Origin of the sequence: Arcicella aquatica, assembly GCF_034928825.1 — a bacterium.
GTDB lineage: Bacteria > Bacteroidota > Bacteroidia > Cytophagales > Spirosomataceae > Arcicella > Arcicella aquatica.
Map to the genome: position 1 here is coordinate 1 of NZ_JAYFUL010000070.1, position 23330 is coordinate 23330.

The 23330-nt window shown below is 35.6% G+C and carries 20 protein-coding genes and 1 tRNA gene; 15 read left to right on the forward strand and 6 right to left on the reverse strand.

Features of this window, described 5'->3' with window-relative positions:
• Positions 1–277 precede the first annotated feature (277 nt).
• From VB264_RS23685 to VB264_RS23705, 5 genes are all read left to right on the forward strand, one after another.
• Positions 278–796 (forward strand): hypothetical protein, encoded by a 519-nt coding sequence (locus tag VB264_RS23685; RefSeq protein WP_323253673.1) that lies wholly within the window; start codon positions 278–280, stop codon positions 794–796.
• A gap of 189 nt (positions 797–985) precedes the next feature.
• Entirely contained in the window at positions 986–1744 is a 759-nt protein-coding gene (locus VB264_RS23690) for a hypothetical protein (RefSeq protein ID WP_323253675.1), read from the forward strand.
• A 795-nt stretch (positions 1745–2539) separates the two neighbouring features.
• Entirely contained in the window at positions 2540–2944 is a 405-nt protein-coding gene (locus tag VB264_RS23695; RefSeq protein ID WP_323253677.1) for a DUF3885 domain-containing protein, read from the forward strand.
• A gap of 297 nt (positions 2945–3241) precedes the next feature.
• On the forward strand, positions 3242–4144 hold the full coding sequence (locus tag VB264_RS23700; RefSeq protein ID WP_323253679.1) for an NAD-dependent epimerase/dehydratase family protein: 903 nt from the start codon (positions 3242–3244) through the stop codon (positions 4142–4144).
• Positions 4145–4209: 65 nt separating this feature from the next.
• Positions 4210–5166, forward strand: coding sequence for an aldo/keto reductase (locus VB264_RS23705; protein WP_323253681.1), 957 nt, complete (start codon positions 4210–4212; stop codon positions 5164–5166).
• Positions 5167–5605: 439 nt separating this feature from the next.
• Here the strand turns inward: VB264_RS23705 and VB264_RS23710 are convergent, their stop codons facing one another.
• Both VB264_RS23710 and VB264_RS23715 read right to left on the reverse strand, forming a co-directional pair.
• Positions 5606–6139 (reverse strand): M23 family metallopeptidase, encoded by a 534-nt coding sequence (locus tag VB264_RS23710; protein WP_323253683.1) that lies wholly within the window; start codon positions 6137–6139, stop codon positions 5606–5608.
• Positions 6140–6744: 605 nt separating this feature from the next.
• Positions 6745–7314: a hypothetical protein gene (locus VB264_RS23715; RefSeq protein WP_323253685.1), complete on the reverse strand. Its 570-nt coding sequence runs from the start codon at positions 7312–7314 to the stop codon at positions 6745–6747.
• Positions 7315–7887: 573 nt separating this feature from the next.
• Here VB264_RS23715 and VB264_RS23720 point away from each other — a divergent pair.
• Positions 7888–8274 carry a glyoxalase gene (locus tag VB264_RS23720; RefSeq protein WP_309921542.1) on the forward strand — a complete coding sequence of 129 codons (387 nt, stop codon included), beginning with the start codon at positions 7888–7890 and terminating at the stop codon, positions 8272–8274.
• On the opposite strand, the gene VB264_RS23725 is transcribed toward VB264_RS23720, so the two are convergent.
• Positions 8250–9119 carry a DMT family transporter gene (locus tag VB264_RS23725; protein ID WP_323253688.1) on the reverse strand — a complete coding sequence of 290 codons (870 nt, stop codon included), beginning with the start codon at positions 9117–9119 and terminating at the stop codon, positions 8250–8252. The genes VB264_RS23720 and VB264_RS23725 overlap by 25 nt on opposite strands.
• A gap of 74 nt (positions 9120–9193) precedes the next feature.
• Here VB264_RS23725 and VB264_RS23730 point away from each other — a divergent pair, with 74 nt between their 5' ends.
• The 3 genes from VB264_RS23730 (at position 9194) to VB264_RS23740 (ending at position 10598) form a co-directional block, all read left to right on the forward strand.
• Positions 9194–9835 (forward strand): AlbA family DNA-binding domain-containing protein, encoded by a 642-nt coding sequence (locus VB264_RS23730; RefSeq protein ID WP_323253690.1) that lies wholly within the window; start codon positions 9194–9196, stop codon positions 9833–9835.
• Between the two features lie 194 nt (positions 9836–10029).
• A complete protein-coding gene (locus VB264_RS23735) occupies positions 10030–10191 on the forward strand; it encodes a hypothetical protein (protein WP_323253692.1) in 162 nt (53 codons plus the stop codon).
• The gene (locus tag VB264_RS23740; protein ID WP_323253694.1) at positions 10182–10598 is read left to right on the forward strand and encodes a type II toxin-antitoxin system VapC family toxin; all 417 of its coding nucleotides are present in this window, start codon (positions 10182–10184) and stop codon (positions 10596–10598) included. Before VB264_RS23735 ends, VB264_RS23740 begins: the two co-directional genes overlap by 10 nt.
• A gap of 298 nt (positions 10599–10896) precedes the next feature.
• Here VB264_RS23740 and VB264_RS23745 read toward each other — a convergent pair whose 3' ends face one another.
• Complete coding sequence (locus tag VB264_RS23745) at positions 10897–11373, reverse strand: hypothetical protein (protein ID WP_323253696.1); 477 nt, start codon at positions 11371–11373, stop codon at positions 10897–10899.
• Positions 11374–11572: 199 nt separating this feature from the next.
• Positions 11573–12583 carry a LacI family DNA-binding transcriptional regulator gene (locus VB264_RS23750; RefSeq protein WP_323253698.1) on the reverse strand — a complete coding sequence of 337 codons (1011 nt, stop codon included), beginning with the start codon at positions 12581–12583 and terminating at the stop codon, positions 11573–11575.
• 199 nt (positions 12584–12782) lie between these two features.
• On the opposite strand from VB264_RS23750, the gene VB264_RS23755 reads away from it, so the two are divergent.
• The 6 genes from VB264_RS23755 (at position 12783) to VB264_RS23780 (ending at position 20087) form a co-directional block, all read left to right on the forward strand.
• Entirely contained in the window at positions 12783–13934 is a 1152-nt protein-coding gene (locus tag VB264_RS23755; RefSeq protein ID WP_323253700.1) for a galactokinase, read from the forward strand.
• Between the two features lie 162 nt (positions 13935–14096).
• Complete coding sequence (locus tag VB264_RS23760) at positions 14097–15137, forward strand: UDP-glucose--hexose-1-phosphate uridylyltransferase (protein ID WP_323253702.1); 1041 nt, start codon at positions 14097–14099, stop codon at positions 15135–15137.
• A 604-nt stretch (positions 15138–15741) separates the two neighbouring features.
• A complete protein-coding gene (locus VB264_RS23765) occupies positions 15742–16599 on the forward strand; it encodes a leucine-rich repeat domain-containing protein (RefSeq protein WP_323253704.1) in 858 nt (285 codons plus the stop codon).
• A 208-nt stretch (positions 16600–16807) separates the two neighbouring features.
• Positions 16808–17320: a hypothetical protein gene (locus VB264_RS23770; protein WP_323253706.1), complete on the forward strand. Its 513-nt coding sequence runs from the start codon at positions 16808–16810 to the stop codon at positions 17318–17320.
• A 730-nt stretch (positions 17321–18050) separates the two neighbouring features.
• Positions 18051–19667 carry an ABC-F family ATP-binding cassette domain-containing protein gene (locus VB264_RS23775; RefSeq protein ID WP_323253708.1) on the forward strand — a complete coding sequence of 539 codons (1617 nt, stop codon included), beginning with the start codon at positions 18051–18053 and terminating at the stop codon, positions 19665–19667.
• A gap of 346 nt (positions 19668–20013) precedes the next feature.
• Positions 20014–20087, forward strand: a tRNA-Arg gene (locus VB264_RS23780).
• Between the two features lie 400 nt (positions 20088–20487).
• Here VB264_RS23780 and VB264_RS23785 read toward each other — a convergent pair.
• On the reverse strand, positions 20488–22602 hold the full coding sequence (locus VB264_RS23785; protein WP_323253710.1) for a hypothetical protein: 2115 nt from the start codon (positions 22600–22602) through the stop codon (positions 20488–20490).
• Positions 22603–23330: the final 728 nt, after the last annotated feature.

The window sequence follows — 23330 nt, forward strand, 5'->3', positions numbered from 1 at the left end:
GTGAACAGATATTTTTTTTCTATACCTAAAAACATTTCCATGCTACAAGTTCTTAATTTTTTTTATCTTATCTAAAAGATGTGGGTAATCAGTAGGACTTAAGTCCCTCGCTAGGGATAGTGACCAATCTATTAGGAACTTGTAAAATGCGTTGTATTTTTGCAATGTAACATTGTTATACGTTCTGGCGTAGTGAAAGACTACGCCAAAGGCGGGAAATCAAATAGATTGGATATATTTTATAATATTATTAAACAAGATTTTAAATCTAATTAGAATGAAGATATTATTAATGATTTTTTTAAGTATGGTTAGTATGACATCTTTTTCGCAAAAAAAAGAATTTGATGCTGCATGTAGAATTATTCAAAATTTACATTCTTTTCGTTTTACAGAAAAAAAATATAAAAAATACAATAAAATTATCATTGATAGCAATATTTCTGATGGAGATATAGATATTTTCTCATACCTAAGAGGTAAAATAGCATGTGATACTTTAAATGACATAATTGAAAATGAATCACGGTTAAAAAATTATTATGATAGACTAGTAAAACCATTAAAGGAATTCGACCCAAAAGAAAGTAAATATTTTTCATGGAGAAATCTAAAAAGACTTAAAGATGGGATTAAGATAAGTTTTGTAAAGTTTGATGGTAAATTCCTTAGATTAGATGCACTTATTGGACACAATATCTACTCTAATACAATAGAAAACACTTACATTGAGTATCAGTTTGTGTTTATTAATGGTGAAATAACTCAACTTGACTGGGTTGAGCGTAAACATTAGAGATTAAGATGGTTTCCAGCTCTATGGTGTAATAAAAAGCGGTCTGAGACTGCAAATTCACCTACTTGGTGTTGTATTTTTGCAATGTAACATTGTTGTACGTTCTGACGTATTGAAGCACTAGTACAAATGAGGAAAATTTGATTTGTGGTTTATAAAATCATTATTTTAAGATAAAACTAAACTTACATGGAAATAAAAGTACACTACCCAAATCGGCTATTTCTGTTAATAATTCTAGTGTTCTTAATCAATTCAACGGGTATCTCACAAGATACAATTGAACCGAGTTGGGAAATAAGTCCAGAAATGGGAGTAATAACTTCTTATTACGGAAGAACTAATAGATTATTTACGAATAAGACATTAATAAGACCAATTTTTGGAGTTGCTGTTGTCAAAAATGTTAATAAAAATTATAAAATTAAACTACAAACTGACTTTGTAACGATTGGTTATATAGATAAATATAATAATCCATTTGTAGCAAATATGCAATACCAAGATGATTTTATTCTCCCCTATATTCAGACCGATTTAACCATCAATTCAACACTCAATTTAAAAAAATTAAAATTTAGAAGTCTGTCTCTCGGAGCAGGTGTATTTTTAGGCAAGATACTTACACCCTATATAACAACGAAGAGTTTAGGAAATGATACTTGTACATGTAAAAATGGCACTATCATAAACTACAGTTCTTTTAATTGGGGATTTTTAGCGGCTGCAGATTTGAATTTACAGGCATACTTAAAATTGCCAATTTCTCTGAATGTGAAATACAACTTAGGTATTTCTGATATAAGAGATAGTAATATTTCCCCTATTACAGGTATAGCATATCCAACCATAGTAACTTCAAATTCATTATCTATTCAATTAAACTATTGGTTTACACTAAGCAAAAAGAAACATCTAAACAAGACATTTATTTATTCAGAAAATTAGTTTATTACTTTATTTAGCATTTTTCGTATCGTTTATTAGTTATGGGCAATGCCCTTGCTTAGCGTAGTGTTTTTCACTACGTCATGGTGTACTGCAAGGTTACATTGCAAAAAGTAAAACATTCTATAAGTTTATAACTCCAACAAAGGCGAAAAGTTTGTAACTGGTCAAAAACACTATGCCAAACGAGGGTTCAAAGTAGGTAAGTATAAAATTGTTGAAAGCATCTATACCTGTGAACTTTATGAATTAAAAACATCAATTATTAACAATAAATATAGAGCATCACTACATTATTGTGGTGATTTTTTTAGAATTACGGATTCATCTTTTAAGCCTGTAGATAAATTTGTTTTATTCGAAAATGAGAAAGTAATAGTATTTAAGACTAAAGATAATTATTTGAAAAACAACACCAATTTTATTCTAAAACAGAAGTTATAGACACTCACGCTTGGCGTAGACTAGGTCAGGCGTGGGACTATAGAAATATGCAGAGTCCGCAACTTGAAAACTTATAAAATGAGTCGCATTTTTGCAATGTAACATTGCTTGACACGCTGACATAGTGAAAAACACTACGCCAAGTGAAGGACTAAATTAGTAAGGACTAAAACGTTAGATGCAGACTTAAACAAAATTAAAGAATAAGACAATGAATATTGAACAATTTACCGTAGAATACGCCAAATATTTTTCTTCAAGTACTGAATTAAAAATTATTTTTCAAATGGGAGGTAAAAAAAAAGGGTTGAACAAGTAATTCAAAGATATAAAGACATAACCGAATTTTTGATGCATAATAAAGAATGTTGGCTTGTTCTTAAAATTTGGGATGTTCCTTTGGGTACTTTTACACAATTAGAAAACGCAGGGTTTGAAATAAATTTATCAGACTCAATATTTGAAGATAATTTTAATGATTCTATCATTAAAGAAAATTACACACAAAACGATAAAATACTCTTAATTAATTATAAAAAGTATGATTTTGAAAAAATTCGACCAGTAATACAATGTATAGCCGCTTATGAATTGGGTATTGAACCATCAGCCAATATTAATGCTTATTTAATAAGTTTCGATAATATTTACGTTTTAATTAATTTATATGATGATAGAGGCATGGAAGTATTAACACATGATTCAGTTTTGAATAAACTAATTTCTGATAAATTTAACTTATTCCTAAATAAATAATATTCCCAATATAGTCATAGTGTTCGATAGCACCGTTTCAAGTTTGCGACTTGGATAGTCTCAATCTGGTCTTAGGTTGTCCTAAGACCTAAAATTGAAAAGAGCTTTTCGCTTTTAGTTAATGTAGAGGACACCCTCCCTTGGCGTAATGTTTTTCACTACGTCAGTGTGTACTGCAATGTTACATTGCAAAAAGGAAAAATATATTACACCAAACGAAGGTTCATCAAAACTTTCCGCCCTTGTTGGAGTTATTTCCAACAAAGGCGAAAAAACCCTTATTAATTCAATAAACAAATGACTAAAATGAGAATTCTTTTTACGGGTGGTTCGGGAAAAGCAGGAAAGCATGTAATTGCGTATCTGCTCGAACAAGGACACAAGGTACTGAACGTGGATATAACACCTTTGAATCTTGCAGGGGTTGAAAACCTGATAGCTGACATTACGGATGCTGGACAAATGTTTAATGCCATGAGTTCTTACATAGGCTTAGGTGAATTGGAAGGTGGCAATGGCGTACCAAAATTTGATGCAGTAGTACATTTTGCCGCAGTTCCCAGAATTTTGATTAAACCAGATAATGAAACCTTTCGAGTGAACACAATAGGGACGTATAATGTGATAGAAGCAGCTGTTAAACTGGGTATTAAAAAGATTATTATTGCTTCTTCGGAAACCACTTATGGAATCTGTTTTTCAGATGGACAAACTGACCCGAAATCATTACCACTTGAAGAGGATTATGATGTGGACCCTATGGATAGTTACGGATTATCAAAGGTTGTGAATGAAAAAACGGCACAGAGTTTCCAGCGGCGTTCAGGCCTTGATATTTATGCACTCCGAATCGGAAATGTGATTGAACCTCATGAATACGCTGAACTATTCCCGCATTATTTTAAAAATCCTGAAGTTCGTCGCAGAAATGCTTTTTGTTATATAGACGCCCGTGACTTAGGACAAATTGTAAATTTATGTTTACAGAAAGAAGGGCTTGGGTTTCAGATTTTCAATGCTGGAAATGACCACAATGGTGCCATTATTCCAAGTAAAGAATTAGTCGAAAAGTTTTTCCCCAACGTACCAGTTACTCGTGAATTAGGCGAACACGAAGCCTTATTTTCTAATCGAAAAATCCGAGAAGTGCTTGGATTCAAAGAACAACATAATTGGAGGAAATACGTAAAGGGTGAGTGATTTATCGTTTGGTAAGCCTACTGAAAACTGTATATACAAAACAATCAAATTGATAACAAAAATTCATGAAATATCTTCAATTTAGTAATAATGACAGCATCCCAATGTTGGGTTTAGGCACTTGGAAATCAGCCAAAGGTGAGATTTATCAAACCGTTAGAAAAGCCATCGAAATTGGTTATCGCCATTTTGATTGTGCCTTAATCTATGGTAATGAACACGAAATAGGGCAGGCAATTTCAGATGCAATCAATAATAAAGAGGTAACCAGAAATGAGCTTTGGATTACCTCAAAACTATGGAATAATCGCCATAAAAAAGTTGATATTCAACCAACTATTGAAATAACATTGGACAGTCTGAAACTCGAATATTTAGATTTATACTTAATTCATTGGCCAGTAGCACTCTTAAACAACGTAAATTATCCAAAAGATGGAAGTGAAATGGTTGACTTGAAGCACATTCCTTTGGTGGAAACTTGGCAGGGGATGATTGCTTTAAAAGAAAATAATTTGACCAAGCATATCGGTGTTTCAAATTTTAGCATTAAAAAAATCAATGAATTAATCAATGAAACAGGCGTTTGTCCAGAAGCCCTACAATTAGAATTGCATCCATTTCTTCAACAAAATAAAATTGTAGATTTTGCCAATGCCAACAACATTATCCTCACTGGTTTTTGCCCTCTTGGTTCGTCAGATAGACCCATCAATAGGATTACAGCAGGTGAACCCAAGTTGTTTGAAAATAAAACAATTATAGATATTGCCCAAGAGAAAGGAAATACACCCGCACAAATTATGCTCGCTTGGGCAATCAATAGAGGCACATCGGTCATTCCAAAATCCGTAAATCCACAAAGGTTAAAAGAAAATATTGAAGCCGCTGATATTGAACTTACACCTTTAGAAATGGAGAAAATTAATAAATTAGATCAACATTATCGATATATAAAGGGTGATTTTTGGTGCTTAGAGGGCAGTGGCTACACCTTAGAAAACCTTTGGGATGAAGTTTGAAGTAGGGCTGAATGAATAAAAACCAATATGCCTGCGGGGGAGAATTCCGCCTTTGTTGGAATTATCTCCAACAAGGTGGGCGACAGCAACGCACCAGCTTAATAAGCTGATTTTTATCTTTGTCCTAGTGTTGCTGTCGCACTAGTTGTTATAACTCCAACAAAGGCGAAAAATGTTTAAAGGCAAAAGGAATATTTATCTCTGATACATTTTACGAGCGAGACGCTCTTTAACATTTTGAGTCGTAGGAAACAACCTACGACTAGTTTGAGATGAATGAGCAAGTAGTGGTGGCGTGATGAGTCTTCTTTCAATTCATACATAAGCAATCTGATAAATTTATTATCCATTAAAAGGGGAAAAATAACCATAGTAAATAAAAGAGCAGACAAAACCTGCTCTGGCAAATATCTTCAAGTCTTAGTTATTAGCAGTAGTTTTAATTTGTCTTAGAAAAATTCTGATTTAAATATGGGATTGGATTGAGATAAAACATTTTTTTCCAACCTTGATGCGTTCTGTCAAATCGCCACAAATAAGGTATTATTGTCCTTATAGTGTAATGAAGATGTGCTAATTTCCCAACTGCATTTCCTGTAGTACCAACTGTTCCAAGTTGAGAATTCATTGTGATGAAAGAAAATTGTTTCGTAGTAATTCTGTCAAGGTGTGCATAATAATGTAGACGCCACTTTGGTCCAAGAACTAAAACCACATTTCCTCCCATTTCAATCTGTCCCTTAAAAATAACGATACCATATGTTGAAGAATAAACAGGTGTCCCCTTTTTTGCAAAGATGTCAACTCCTTTGTGTGTCACTGATTTTCCCCATGGAAAAAACCAATATGAATCTTGGGAATAGCTTTTGATTGTCGCATCTTTAACTGGCATTTTTAGTGACTGGGGAATTAAAAATCCAAGTACCAAAATTGTCAAGATAACTAATAATAGCTTTTTAAATTTAATTTTCATTTAAGATTTGGAATCAAAAATTACCGCTAATGATGGTATTGATGAAAGTTTTTCTACACATTGAGTTCAACGGCAGTTTGTAAAAAAAATACCCATATAAATATATAGAATTCTCGTAGGAGAATAGCACTTCATCCATGTTTTTAAAGTAGGACAAACTTCCCTACAACGTGCCAATAGCCACTGTTTTCAATTTCCCCCCTTGTTGGAATTATCTCCAACAAGGGGGGCGACAGCAACGCACCAGCTTAATAATTTGTGTTTTATCTTTATTCTAGTGTTGCTGTCGCACTAGTTATTGGAGATAACTCCAACAAAGGCGAAAAGAATAGCCTCACGCCCGAAAGGGCTTATTGAATATATTAAAATGTTTCAAGGCAAAAGGAATATTTATCTCTGATACATTATACGAGCGTGACGCTCTTTTGTATTTGGAGTCGTAGGAAACAACCTACGACTAGTTTGAGGGAAAATAAAAAGGTTCTCAATTCCGCCTTCGTTGCAGTTATCTCCAACAAAGGCAAAAAAAACACCTCCCTCAACAAAAGAGTTTATTTTACTTGTTTTTCGACAACTTTAACTCCGTAGATGGAAGTAGAAAATTATTAAAACTCAACTTTAAAAACGAAGAAACAATTTATATTTTCACCATTTTTTTGGGCTGGAGTCCATTTATCATTTGTTGATAACATCAGAGCATCGCGTATTGCTAGAAAACATTTAGAATGAAAATCCTCAGTTTTTAAAGGTTCGACATGGTCTATCTTACCATTTTTTCTAATCGAAATACTTATAGTAGTATAGCTACCAGCGATGGGACAATCTTTAGCATCTGATTTTTTAAGGGCTTCACTAATAAAACTTCCCAAAGATTGTTTAGTTGTCTCAATGGTAGGGTCTAACCTTCCAAACTTATGCACTTCATTAAACATTACAGGACGATCGAGGTTACCAAATTCAGGTTCGAATTCATCTTCTGAAGAACTAAAAACCAACTCTTGGGGTTCATCCACATCAGGATTTATTGGTGCTGAAACCTCAACTTCTTCAACAATTTTTACTTTTTTTACGACTTTGGTTTTCTTAGCTACTTTCTTTACCGAAGATGTAGTTTTTTTTTGTGAATACACACTTAGTGTGGTAAGTAATAGTAGTACTATTATAGGATATTTCATTATGATAGGGGTTTATTTTAATTGATTTTCGAATAATTTATCTTCTTGATTGGTATAGCATCCAGTCAACATTATTTAGTTGGCTTTTGATATCGAAGTAACTATATAATTATTGATACTATGTTGCCAGAATATTAATTTTTACATTAAGGCGATTTTAACAAGACAATGTGGAATCGTTGAGAGACCAGCCCTTTATGGTTTAAAATATGGCTAGAGTCTGGGATTCTTAGTCCACAAGGTTACCCAATGTTTGTGGCATACACCTAAATGTTTTGGCTGGACAAACTTATAAAATTCTTTGTATTTTTGCAATGTATAATTGCTGTATGCACTAAGGTAGTTAAACAAACACCAAGCGGGGGATACAACTAGTTTGAGAGGTTTCGCCTTCCTTTAGCTTATTTTACTCTTCTTGATGTGCAACGCAATATACTAAGCGATGGGATTAAAACATTTTCAAATCAATACTGTTTACTTAAAAGTACTTGATAGGCAATACCTCCGCGAGTAAAAAGCCATAGAAAACAAACCTTTTCCTCCTTTGAAGAGGTTAAGTAATAAGATTATTATATGTACAGAGAGCAAGAGTTACCAAAATTAAGACCTATTATTACATTTGAAGTTGAGGCGAATGGTGAAGTTGAAAAATTTCAGAATGAGGTATTAAGACCTATCCTGAAATTACAGAACGACTTATTGGTTCAGATTTTCATACAATATTGTCATCAACGCAAAGGTGGATTCTTTAAATTAGCTGATAAAGACAAGCTGCTTTATATCGACCAGACAATCAGAAAAGACATGAAGTTCAAGCATTATCTGGAAGGTGTAATTGCTGGGCATTTTACCTTGGATGAGTACCTGCTTTTCTTGGGAAACGAAGAGGAACTTACCAAAAGGATGATTCATTTATTGATACAAAGGCTACAAAGTCAGCTCTTTTTATTAACCAAATAAATACCACACAGCACAATCAGTCCGCCAATAATCTGTTCGGTTCTTAGGATTTCGCCCAACAGGAAAAAAGAGATAATCGACGTAAGCACTGGCTGAATTAGTAAGGTGGGCGACACGATGGCGGCTGGGATAAAGCCCAACGCATAGTTTATAGAAAGCCACCCCGCCAAATGGCAGATTAAACCCGAACCCACAAAGGCTATCCATGTAGTTTGATTGAAATGTGTCATTTCTAAATCCTGTTGCCAACAAGTAAGAAACGAGAAAATCAAACAGGCTATTAGCGACCATGCCATAAAATTAACGGTATCGACCTTCCCTCTGATGCGTTGCGTTATGAGCATATACCCTGCATAAAATACAGCGGCACCTATAGCCATAAAATGCCCCAACCCCACACTAGGATTTTGCAAAATATCTTTGCCCGCTACCAGAAAAATCCCTACCATAGCCACTGCCAAGCCAAGCCAGTATATTTTAGGCAGTTTTTGTTTAAAAAAAAGCAATGTTCCTAAACCAACAAATACCGAAGCATTGTTAGCCAATAAAGTAGATACAGACGCAGAAGTGCGGAGGATAGAGAGATTCCATAGGCTCATGTCGGCAACGAACAACAAGCCTGCGATGGTTATTAAAATGGCAGTGTTTGCACCAGGGATTTTGATGCCTTTGTATAACCAAATTGGCAAGAGACCAATAAAGCAAAAAAAGTAACGATAAAACCCAGAAGTAAGGGCTGGGGCATCGGCCATTTTGACAAAAATAGCAGACCAAGCGATACAAAAAACGCCCAACAGGAGGTATAGATATGCCTTTAAAGGAATGTCGGAATCTTGTGTTTTCAAAATATTGTTGATAACATATAAAGTATAATCCAAAATTACCGAAATTGTTCATTATTTACTCATAAGCGAAACGAATGACAGAAAAACAATTATTTGAAATACTAAAACAAAAAGAATCTACCACATTAGAATTTAAAAGTAGAATAGATAGTCCCTATAAAATAGCACGCACCTTGGCAGCCTTTGCCAATACTTCTGGCGGACAGTTGATTATTGGTGTAAATGACGATAAGTCGATAAAAGGCTGTTCGGAGATAGAAGAAATGACGAAAGTAATCTATGCGGCTAGCGAGCTAGTAGTCCCTCCTATTGATATTGTGTATTCGTCGGTAAAGGTGGAAGGCAAACACAATATTATGATTGTGAATATTACAGAGGCTGTCAATAAACCGCATGAATCAATAGACGAACACGAGCATCGTACAGTATATGTTCGGGCAAATGATGAAACTACGCCTGTAACAAAGGAGATGACCCAAGTAATGATAAAGGCTGGTGACAAGGACATCAACAAGCAAATCTTGGAACAACCCAACGTAAAGTATTTAATTACATATCTGAAAAAGAATACCAAAATTACGGCTAAGGAATATGCTAAACTGGTGAATATTTCTGCCTATAGGGCTACCAAATTGTTAGAGGCTCTTACTTACGAGAGTATTCTGCTGATGTTATCAAGACAAAAGCCTACGCAGTTTGTGCTTCGGAAATGGTGATAGTTTTTGGCTGTAGGTTTTTTTGGGTTTCGGATTTCAGCTGTAGGCGATAGGCATGTGCAGTCGCTTGGCTTTGCCGAGTGACTTCGAAAACCAGAAAGCCGACTGCCATAGTTATTAACAATAAAAATTAACACTTCATCCTTAAAATTAATCAACATTTAAGTACATTTACATACTAAAAGTTTAAAACTATGGTAGTTGCAAAACAAAAAACTGAAAAACTTCAAAAAAGAGTTAAACTTGATAATGGTAAAGCTATTATTGTTGAAACTGCACAGCAGAAGTCTAAAGACCCTTTTGCTGAGGTTGCAAGTTTGTTAAGCGATGTGCCTAATTTAAAACCATGCGATTGATTATAGTTGACACAGGAGTATTAAGCAGAAGGTTATCAAATAAAGAGGAATATATCAAAGCTTTTGACTACATCGGTAATGAAAGAATTGTTATTACATCAATTACTAAAATCGAATTATTTAACTGGGTTCGTGCATACAGGTCTCATTTAGGTGAGAAGAAGTATAAAATCATTTTTGCCTCAATCGATAAATTCCCTACGATTCATATTGACAGAAAGACTTCAACTTTGGCAGTTGAGCTTTCGCAAAGATACTTTACCAAAATTGGCGATTTGTTAATAGCAAGTGTTGCGATACAATATGAAATCGAAATTTTCACAAATAATACTAAAGACTTTAAGAACATCAAGGGTGTAAAGTTATATACTCCACCAAATTACGAGGAGATAGCCAAAACGCTTTAAAATTAGCATACCGTAAGCCGAAGACTAATGCTCTAAACCCGTAGAGGCAATCCCTTGAGGTTGCACTCTGTAAGCACATTAACGCAAAAGGTAACCGCTAGACAGATGTCGAAAATCTGTCTTTACTTATTTGGCTATATTTATTACCCGCAGATTTTCACTGATTTGATACGCTGATTTATGGAGATTTTTTAAAAATTAGCATGCTTCCCGCTGTCGCTCGTATTTGACAAGTGACTGCCTAGCTAAAATCCGAAAGCCGACAGCCGACGACCGAAAGCCGTCACCCATAGGAAAATTAAAAAATAGAAGTTCTTTTAAAATTTACCTTCAAAGGTTTTAAGATTCTTTCTTCAAATTTATCTCGTTCTTTGATAGTCTCAAAAAAGCCATAGTCATGATTTAAATCTTTCCATTTTCCTATCTCCATGCCATCATTAATGCTTACAATTGCAAATTGACAACTTGTATTATTAAACTTTCTTACCCATGTTTGAACAATTTGATTTTCTTTCTGATAATAAAAGTAACACATAATCCACTTGTCTTCTTGTCCTAAAACATCATCTGTTAATCCAGTTGCTGAGGGAATATCATAAGAAGGATTATTTATTTTAAACTTTTTGATACGCTCAATCAACAATGAATCACTCATTTCTATTTCGTAAACTTCTGCATTTGGATATGACCCAGGAGCAAATAGACTTCCTAATGTATAGAAACCCCACATCGCTAATACTATTAACACAGTAATTTTTAGTAGTTTCTTTTTCATCATTTATGGTGGTTTATTGGTTTTACCCGCAGATTTTCACTGATTTGATACGCTGATTTATGGAGATTTTAAAAAAATTAGAACGCTTGATGTAGTCGCTTGGCTTTAGCCAAGTGACTACATCAAGCCGACATCCGAAGTCCGAAAGCAAAAACTCAAAAAAGCCTATTGCCTACAGCTTACAGCCTAAAGCGTCCCCCTAATGCACCACCAACTCCGTATCAATAATAATCTCTTCAGGCATTAGTTTTTCTGCTGGTTTGGCATCTATTATCTTTAAAAGTAAAAGTGCCGCCTGTTCGCCCATTTTGTAGGCAAATTGTTCTACCGATGCCAGCGGTGGGTTATCTAAATATGCCGTAATGGGCAAATTGGCGAAGCTTACAAAGTGAATATCGCTATTGGGTACAATGCCATTTTGCCGACAGCTTTGCATGGCATACAGTGCTACATAATCGTTGAAACATAAAACTGCCTCGGGTTTTTCTTGCAAAGCCATCAACTCTTCCATTTTTTTGAAAGTATCTTCTTTGCTCAAATCTGTAGATTTAATGTAGTGCTGAACGATGGGCAATCCCAAAGATTTTAGGGCTTTCCAATAACCCTCTAAGCGTTCATTTGAAATCTCCAGATTCGATGGACCATTCAAAATGGCAATCTTGGTGATGCCTTTGTTGGCTAGAAAAGACGTGGCTTCAAAAGCGGCTTCTAGGATGTTCCCCCTCACTTTGTTGACAGCCACGTCTTTGGGTACTCTATCAAAAAACACCAAAGGAATACCATAATTTTCTAGCTCTTTAAAAGAATAATACTGCGTAGTTTCGGCAGAAATAGAGGCTATTACGCCATCTACCCTACTACTGATAAACGATTTTATAGCCCTGTTTTCGCGTGCTAATTTATCCCTCGACTGGCTGATTACTACGTTATAACCTTTTTCACTAATAACATCTTCGATGCCCGTAATGGCTTGCGAAAAAAACTCCTCCTGCAAATGCGGAAACACTACGCCGACTGTATAGGTTTTGTTTTTCCTTAATAATATTGCCGCAGGATTTGGCACATAGTTTAGCCGTTTGGCTACTTCAAAAACCTGTTCTTTGGTTTTAAGCCCAATCCTTGGATGATTCTGCAATGCCCTCGACACCGTAGAAATAGCAATTCCTAATTCTTGTGCGATATGTTTAATAGTAACCTGACTTTTCTGCATGATACATCTTTGAGATTGGATTTGTAAAATTAGGGAGATTTTTGAGGTTTGTGCAAAATTTGCGCAAATGTTTGTAATGCCTTTCTAATGGGTTTTATGGTACTTTTTCAATTAATTTCATTGCCTAGCGTAGATGATGGCAATGAGTATTTCTAAAAAATATCGTCCTTTGATTTAAAATTTAATTTTACGCTCAGAGATGTACCCAGAAAATATTATTGCCAAATTTCAAGAACAATTTTCAAAACAAGCTTCCCTAGTGGTTCGTGCGCCAGGACGCATCAACCTTATCGGCGAACATACCGATTATAATGATGGTTTTGTGTTGCCTGCGGCTATCGATAAAGCCATTTATTTTGCCATTGCCCCTCGTCAGGATGACACCTGTAATGTATATGCCTACGATTTAGAAAGTAGCGATTCTTTCAGTATTAGCGACATTCAAAAATCTACCAACAGTTGGGCAAATTACTTGATTGGCGTGGTGGATGAAATCCAAAAAGCGGGACAGACTATCAAGGGCTTTGATTTAGTTTTTGGTGGAGATATTCCTTTGGGAGCTGGCGTATCGTCGTCGGCTGCGGTAGAAACGGGCTTGGCTTTTGCCTTGAACGAAATCTATGTTTTAGGTTTAGCAACCATGCAAATGGTAAAAATCGGGAAGGCTGCTGAAAATAATTTTGTAGGTGTAAACTGTGGTATCATGGATCAGTTTGCTTCGATGTTTGGTAAAAAAGATGCGGTAATCCGTTTGGATTGTAGAAGTCTTGATTACCAACATTTTCCGTTGTCGTTACCCAACCATACTATTATTCTTTGCAATTCTGGGGTTAAACACTCTTTGGGTGATTCTGAATACAATACCCGTCGATTGGAATGTGAAGAAGGGCTGAGGATTTTAGGAGGTATTTATCCCGCCGTAAAAAGCTTTAGAGACTTGACGCTTACGATGGTAGAAAATGCCAAAGATAGTCTTTCTGAAAATGTGTATAAACGTTGTGTATATGTGGTGGGCGAAATTGACCGCGTAGTAGTGGCGTGCGAAGCCTTGGAACAAAATGATTTGGCGACTTTCGGCAAAAAAATGTATGAAACGCACGACGGTCTGCAACATAATTATGCAGTATCGTGCGAGGAGCTAGACTTTTTAGTGGACGAAACTCGTGAGGATAGTGCCGTAGTAGGCTCAAGAATGATGGGTGGTGGCTTTGGTGGTTGCACAGTAAACATCGTTGAAAAAAGTAATGCAGCAGCATTTTTACAAAGAATCAAAAGAGCGTATCAGTCTAAATACCAAAAAGATTTAGTGACCTACGAGGTGGCTTTGACGAATGGAACGGAGGCTCTTTAGTTAGTGAATGAGCGAATTAGTGATTGAGTGAGTAATTATGAGCCTTTAGATTAGAAGATGTTGGATACTAGATGCTATACTAAAGATATAAAGTTTATCAATAAAAAACATTCACTAACTCACTCATTCACAACTCACTCAATCACTCAATAAAATAAAAATATGAACTCAATTTTTGAAGAACATCCACATAAAAGATATAACCCCCTGACAGACAGCTGGGTACTGGTATCGCCACATCGTGCCAAACGTCCGTGGCAAGGGCAGGTAGAAAAAGTAGCTGGCGACGACCGTCCTGCTTACGACGAAACCTGCTATCTGTGTCCGACAAACACACGGATGAATGGCGAAGTAAACCCTGACTATCAAGACGTTTATATTTTCAATAACGACTTTGCGGCTTTGTTAGAAGACACCCCTCCGCATAGTTTTGAAGAAGACGAATTGTTCAGAGCAGAGACTGAAAGAGGTTTAGGCAGAGTAATTTGCTTCTCCCCTCGTCACGACCTGACCGTTCCAGAAATGGAAGAAACGGCCATCAGAAAAGTAGTGGATGCATGGGTAGATGAATACCTAACTTTAGGCGGAAAAGACTTTATTAACTACGTTCAGATTTTCGAGAACAAAGGTTTTGTGATGGGCTGTTCGAACCCACACCCACATGGACAAATCTGGGCATCGTCATCGATTCCAGATGAACCCATGAAAAAGCAAATCGCCCAACTGAAATACTGGCAGAAAAACCAACGCTCTTTATTGGCAGACTATCTAGGAAAAGAGTTAATAAAACAAGAGCGAGTATTGTTTGAAAACGAGCATTTTGTGGCACTAGTGCCTTATTGGGCGGTTTGGCCGTTTGAGACAATGATTGTACCAAAGCGTAAAATGGCAAGAATCTCGGACATGACCGATGCAGAAAAAGACGCTTTTGCAAATGCCTACAAAAGGTTGACAGTACGTTACGACAATCTTTTTGAGACCTCCTTCCCCTACTCGGCTGGTGTACACCAAGCCCCAACTGATGGCGAAGCGCATGACGAATGGCATTGGCATTTTGTGTTTTATCCTCCGCTTTTGCGTTCGGCAACTGTGAAGAAATTCATGGTAGGCTACGAAATGCTAGCGAACCCACAAAGAGACATCACCGCTGAAAAAAGTGCGGCAGTATTGCGTGCTTTATCAGAAACACATTATAAGCTGTGAGTTTGGAGTGATGAGCATGTGAGTCTTGAATTTTTAGTTGTGAGTCTTGAGTTATGAATTGTCATTGCCTAACATTTAGATTTAAAAAATTACTTAACCACAAATACATTTTTATCCCTAACGGGTTTTTGATTCGTATTTAAAAAGGCTTCACTTTGTGGAGTCTTTTTTTGTTTAGTGAGTTAGTGATTGAATGGTTATATTTTTATTACAAAATACTGTATTACAATCATTTATCACTAGCGAGGGACTTAAGTCCTACTGATTACCCACATCTTTTAAAAAGTTGAAATAGAAATGTTATTATTGATCAAATTAGTTTAAATGTACATAAATAGTCTTTAAAACCAAGCGTTGAAGCCCTCATCTCTAGCGAGGGACTCAAGTCCCTCGCTAGAGACAACCATCTGATTATTAATAATTTATAAACTTATGAGTAATCAGTAGGACTTAAGTCCCTCGCTAGTGATAACGTTCAATATTCTACAGGAGAGAGTAGTCAACAATAAATTCACGATTTGCAAATTGCGAATTTAAAACTGTGGCTTTATCTTTCGGTCTTTATTATTAAATACCCTATTTACTAGCTCAAAACAGTAAAAACATGAAAAAACATCTATTAATATGCTTGCTTTTGTTGAAGCAAATCTGTTGCCTCTCCCAGCATACAGATAGTACATTTTATTCCCTTGAGGAAGCAAACAAGGCTCCCTTAAGTGTTAAAAAATTAATTATTAAACATAAGAATTATAAATCTATTCCAAAGGATATTTTCAAGTATTCGAATTTAACTGAACTTACTTTACATAATACTAACATTAAACGTATTCCGAAAGAAATTCAATATCTTCAAAATTTAGAATATCTCAACCTTTCCTATAATAGGATTCGTCGAGTTGATCCGAGCATTACAAAATTAAAAAAGCTAAAATTATTAAATCTATCAAATAACAATCTCAAACAACTTCCTGAAGCAATATTGAGTCTTAAATACTTGGAGAATTTAATCATATCTGAGAATAAAATCACATTTTTAATACTTCCAAGTAGTTATGGTTTAAAAAGTTTGAATGCTAATTTTAATAAAATAGATACACTAAGAGAAGAGCTTTTTGAGAGGTATTGTAAATTAGAGGATGTAAGTTTTGTGAGCAATTTGATTAGGAATATTCCTTATGATATTTACTTTGCTAGGGGATTGAAATATATTAATTTAACAAATAATAGAATAAAATTTATTCCAGAAGAGGTATTGCTTTTAAAACATTTAGAAGAACTTAGAGTAGGCAAAAATTTACTACAAGAATTACCTGACGTCACGAAAAAAAGCTATATTAAGGTTCTCGATTTAAGTGAAAACCCATTAAGAAGTAAAATTGTACGACTTTTTAAAGAAGACACATCAATACCACTTATTATTTTTAATCGAAGGTTAAATAATTATGAATATATGCCAGAGTAATAGCAATTCGGTGTACAAAACGCTCACTCTCGTTTGGCGTAGTCTTAGACTACGTCATTTATATCGCTTCTTTTTTGTATATCACTTGGCTTAGTTATTTCTATCTCATCCTTAATACGCAAGTATAGGAATAGATTATAACATCAAGCAATCTGTTTTACCTATTGCTGGCAAATTATTATAAGGCTACAAACACACAATACCTACTATGAAAATACTATTATTTGCAAGTATCATCATTTGTTCTAATAACTCCTTAACAACAAAACAGTTAGACCCTACAATTCAATTAAAAACAATATCATTAAATGATAATGTCGTAGATGCTAGAGATTACTCTAAAATCTTATATCCATTATTAGAAAAATTTTGGAAAGAAAAAAGACTTTCTGATGAAGAAATAGCAAAATTAATCCCAATGACAGATAAAGAATTTTCTGAATATTATTCTTTAAGTTTTGTTGAAAAAGGTAAAAAATGGAATAAGATTTATAGTGATATTGAATTGCTAATTGGGAAAAGGGCATGTGTAAGTCAACAAGTATGTAAGGCATATTTAGGTTTAGCTCCTTTTGTTGATGGAGAATATGCTGAAGGTTATTTCGAAGATGCAGACTTTATTATAGGAAAACACCAAAAGTATTTTTGCAAAATATTTAGTAGTTTTCCCCAAAATGTAAGAAAGCGTTTGAATGATTTGCATTCACATTATTGTAAATAATTACAATAGTCCCTTGCTTGGCATAGTGTTTTTCACTACGTCAGTGTGTGTTGCCTTCTTAGAAGGCATCGGCTAGTAATGGAAGATTTAAAAACGATAAATGGTTCACATTTTTGCCATGTAACATTGCTTATCACCCTGACCTAGTGAAAAACACTACGCTAAGGGGGCTATTACAAATCTTTTTTTTCAACCTCTTCTAGTCGTAGGTTCTCCTACGATTCCAAACACAAAAGAGCGTTTCGCTCAAGTAATAGTACTCAGCCAAATTGAAGACAGCGACAACCAAGACAGTCATGGTGTCAGGCATCTCATTCATCAATAAATGCGAGCGTGACGCTCTTCTTCATTTGGAGTCGTAGGAAAACCTACGACTAGCGGTAGAAAATCTTCAAAGAACTATAAGTAGCGGTAACCCTTGCGGTTACCGTATGCTCTCCTACACAAGGGCAACCGCAAGGGATTGCCCCTACTATTGTGGTTAGGTTGTGTTTTGTGTGCTACAAACCAGGGGATTACAAACGAGCATCAAGAATAATTTTTGAATATCAGCTTTTTATCGTGTCAATTCAGTGCATTGTCGTAATTTTGTATGATTTTTTATACAAAGCTGTTGATTATTGATTTTTTGATAAGAAAAACGGGTCAAAACCTTCATAATCAACCTAAAAACAGATGACAAAGCGATTTTTTTAGTCGGTGTCTATATCCAGCAATAATACTTACAATAATGCTAAACGTATCAAATGTATCACTCCGTTTTGGTAAACGGGTACTTTTTGAAGAAGTAAATATCAAATTTGTAGAAGGCAACTGCTATGGTCTTATCGGGGCTAATGGTGCAGGAAAATCTACGTTTTTAAAGATTTTATCAGGTGAAATCGACTCGCAGACTGGCTCAGTAACGATGAACCCAGGCGAACGTATGTCGATGTTGAAACAGAACCACTTTGAATACGAAGAAGTACCTGTTTTACAAGCCGTTATCATGGGTAACAAACGTCTGTACGATATCATGATCGAGAAAGATGCTATTTACCTAAAAGAAGATTTTACCGAGGAGGATGGAAACCGTGCGGCTGATTTAGAGGCTGAATTTGCCGAAATGAACGGTTGGGAGGCTGAATCAGAGGCGGCTTCGTTGTTAAGTGGACTAGGCATTAAAGAAGATTTGCACTATACTTTGCTAAAAGATGTATCGGGTTCTGAGAAAGTAAAGGTACTCTTGGCGCAGGCGTTGTTTGGCTCGCCAGATATTTTGTTACTAGATGAACCTACCAACAACTTAGACATCGAGTCTATCCTATGGTTAGAGAACTTCTTGACAAACTTTAAAAATACAGTTATTGTCATTTCTCACGACCGTCACTTCTTGGATAACGTTTGTACACACATTGCCGATTTAGATTTTGGTAAAATCCAACTATACGGTGGTACATATACGTTCTGGTACGAATCATCACAATTGGCGGCTCGTCAGCGTGCTGACCAAAACAAAAAGACTGATGAGAAGCGTAAAGAATTAGAAGAATTTATCCGTCGTTTCTCGGCCAACGTTGCTAAGTCGAAACAGGCTACGTCGCGTCAGAAAATGTTGGAAAAATTGCAGGTTGATGACATCAAGCCATCGTCCCGTCGTTATCCATTTATCAACTTCAAACCAGAACGTGAAGCGGGCGACCAGTTGCTTTCGGTAGAAGGACTGACCGTGAAAAACCAAGAAGGTGGTTATTTACTAAAAGACGTATCGTTTACATTGACTAAGGGCGATAAACTGGCGGTACTCTCGCGCGACTCACTGGCAATTAGCGCCTTATTCGACGTATTGATGGGCGAACGCGTTGCCGACTCAGGAACGTACAAATGGGGTGTAACTACTACGCAGGCTTATTTACCAAACGATAACGCTGAATATTTCAAAGATGGTTCGTTAAATTTGGTAGACTGGCTACGCCAGTATTCTGCTGAAAAGGATGAATCGTTTATTCGTGGATTCTTGGGTAGAATGTTGTTCTCGGGCGATGAAGCCTTGAAGAAATGTACAGTTATCTCTGGAGGTGAAAAACAACGTTGTATGTTCTCAAGAATGATGCTTTCGGGTGCGAACGTTGCCATCTTTGATGAGCCGACTAACCACTTAGACTTAGAGTCTATCACGGCATTAAACAACGGTATGGTTGATTTTACAGGGACTATCCTTTTCACTTGTCATGACCACCAACTTACGCAAACAGTAGCCAACCGTATCTTAGAACTAGGACCAAAAGGCTATTTAGATAAATTGATGAGCTTCGATGATTATATCACGGATGCAAAAGTAAAAGAGCAGAAGGAGAAGATATATTAAGCTTTGAGATTTGAGCTATCAGCTGTGAGCTATCGGACTTCGGACTTTGGCTTTCGGATGTCAGCTATCAGTTTTTCGGTATTCAGTTTTATAAAATTAGCGTAAATCTGCGTATTCAATCAGCGGGTAAAACTTTAGGCTGTAGGCGATAAGCTTTAGGCAAGCATAACAAAAAGCTCATTGCTTATAGCTTACAGCTTATTGCCTCAAAAAACTTTCAATTTTAATTTCCTAAAAATCAGAAACTTACAAAAAAGTTTAAAATTTTCATCTTTTTTGTTTTGGATTATAAAAATAACCTACTACCTTTGCAGTCCGAAACAACGGGAAAACATTACCACAAGATGGTTTCGTAGCTCAATTGGATAGAGCACCTGACTACGGATCAGGAGGTTTGGGGTTCGAATCCCTACGAGACCACTACTGAAAAATCTCAAGCAAATGCTTGAGATTTTTTCATTTTAAGCTCCTCCTCCACATTACTAATTAAATACTGCTTCAAAACTATCCGAAATAATACAAGTGAGTATAAAAGTTAATCAATCATTCTCTCAATTATATAGCTAGCCATTAGACAATGATAATTACTTAAGATTACAAGCTTATTTTTATTTCATTTAAATCACGGATAGGAATAATTACTCCATTCGCTTTAATGTAAAATCCAACTGATGGCATGACTTGGAGTCATGCCATCAGTATGAAGACACCAGCCTTGGGTTCAAGAAGCTCAGCATATATTTGTCGATTCGCCATTGTGCCAAACCGCCTGTTAGCCGCTGGCATAATGACTAATGACTATTTTGTAATGATATTAATTCTAAACATTGAATTTTTGGTACACCCAAGCTGAACCGTTCCAGTTAATATTTGAAATCTGATTGTTCACATCTCTGTAAACTAGGTGCAAATAATTATTTTCAAACTCAACAATACAAGGATTTCCATTAGCTAGAGGAGCATTAATGACGGATGGTGTAGTACTTAAATTTTGGTACACCCAAGCTGATCCGTTCCAGTTAATATCTGAAATCTGATTGTTCACATCTCTGTAAACTAGGTGCAAATAATTATTTTCAAACTCAACAATACAAGGGTCTCCATTAGCTAGAGGAGCATTAATGACGGATGGTGTAGTACTTAAATTTTGGTACACCCAAGCTGAACCGTTCCAGTTAATATCTGAAATCTGATTGTTCACATCTCTGTAAACTAGGTGCAAATAATTATTTTCAAACTCAACAATACAAGGATCTCCATTAGCTAGTGGAGCATTAATGACGGATGGTGTAGTACTTAAATTTTGGTACACCCAAGCTGATCCGTTCCAGTTAATATCTGAAATCTGATTGTTCACATCTCTGTAAACTAGATGCAAATAATTATTTTCAAACTCAACAATACAAGGGTCCCCGTTAGCTGCTGGAGCATTAATGACGGATGGTGTAGTACTTAAATTTTGGTACACCCAAGCTGATCCGTTCCAGTTAATATCTGAAATCTGATTGTTCACATCTCTATAAACTAGGTGCAAATAATTATTTTCAAACTCAACAATACAAGGGTCCCCGTTAGCTGCTGGAGCATTAATGACGGATGGTGTAGTACTTAAATTTTGGTACACCCAAGCTGATCCGTTCCAGTTAATATCTGAAATCTGATTGTTCACATCTCTGTAAACTAGGTGCAAATAATTATTTTCAAACTCAACAATACGAGGGTCTCCGTTAGCTGCTGGAGCATTAATGACGGATGGTGTAGTACTTAAATTTTGGTACACCCAAGCTGATCCGTTCCAGTTAATATCTGAAATCTGATTGTTCTTATCCCTGTAAACTAGGTGCAAATAATTATTTCCAAACTCAACAATACAAGGATTTCCATTAGCTAGAGGATTAATCCATCCTATTTGTCCCATTGTCCAAGGGCAAATAACTAAATCATTTTGGTTCATTAAACAAGGTACATGTCCAAATCCACTATTATTGCAATTGACACAATTATTATTTGGAACATTATTAATGCCACTGACATTACAGCTACAATTACTTTTACCATATTCATCAGCCGCCCCAAAAATGTGGCATGTTTCATGAGCAAAAACCTGATTGATTCTTTGAGGACCCCAACCATCATTTGCATATTGCATACATAATCTTACACCACCTGCATATGCAAAATGATTCATTGGATACTTAGTAAAAAAAGCAACATAAGCCCAGTCGGTCATTTTATTGGCCTTTAAATCTGTTACAAAGCTTACACAACCCTGATAACCTGTCGAGTATCCTAATTGCTGTAATGCAGGATCTCTGAATACCGATTCACAGCTTTCGTAAGAATTGCACGAGGGATTTGGAATTGCATTAATTGATAATAAATGAACATCATAAACGAAACTAATGCTAGCATTTACTCCACCAGCAGTTGCCAAAAACTGACATCCTTCCATTACTTCCTGAACTACTAATTGATTTTCCGCAACAGAGAACTCCAAACCACTTGGTGTTCCTGAAACTATAATCAACCCCAAGGCAATACTACCGGTCATTTTTTCACTTGTCGGTGTTCCGGTTGATTTTAAGTTTTTTTTTATTGCCTCAAATTCAATTCTTAATTGCTCATCATTATCAGGGTTTTTGGGATGTTGAAAACCTTTGGTGTCCCAGGAAACGGGTTTCTCTTGTACTTCTTTAAGTTGTTTATCCTGCTTTGATATAAATCCTTCCCATGACTTCACCATTAAAGCAGAAAGATCATCAAGTTTTTCCAATGGTTTTGTTGATGAGTGTTTTAAACTGTCTATAGCTTGTGAATCTGGATGATTGACAACAAAAACAGAGTCAGTAAATTTTTGGGTAACATGTCCCCCAATTTTTTCAATTTCCGCAAGAGCCTTATCAAAGTTCTTGGTAAACATTAAATAGGTTTTCATTTTTTTTATTTTGTTTAATTTTGTTAAAATTTGTTTAATTTTATAAGGTGATTATACTGGTAAAGCTTGCTGCTAACTCGCTAATATGAGAAAGTCTTATAGTATTATTTGTGTTATTCCTATCATTAGTAGTACGACTCTCAACGTACCTTTTGTATTGTTAATGTCACAAAATTCCTTTTAATCCAAATGCTCTAAATTAAGCCACGCATGCCTCAATGGCTTTAAAACCTACAATTTCACTCCATAGCCTACCAATTTTACGCTAACGTTCAGTGTGACATGTAATATTACCCATATTAAATCACATTTTCATGGATATAAATATCTGATTTACAATCAGAAACGAAAAAATATTTCTTACTGAACAATTATAAAAATCACTACAAAAAAGCTTCCTCACGCTATTCGATTCGTTCCGAAAGGGCAAATCGAATGAATGATAAAAACGTTCTCTGAACGTTTAATGAATTAAATTCCTTTTTATCAAAGCTTGTACTCGTCTTTCAGCACAAATGGTGGAGCCTTAGGTGATAGCTATTCCCGTTGCTGAATGAGGGCTGGGGAAGACACCAGACTTGGGTGAAAAATTCCTGATAATCAAGATATTTATCCCTAGCGAGGGACTTAAGTCCTACTGATTACCCATAAGTATTGATGTTATATATTTCTTTAATAGTTTGAAATTTTTGGAATCCTCTCCACAGTGTAACACATCCCAAGGGTCT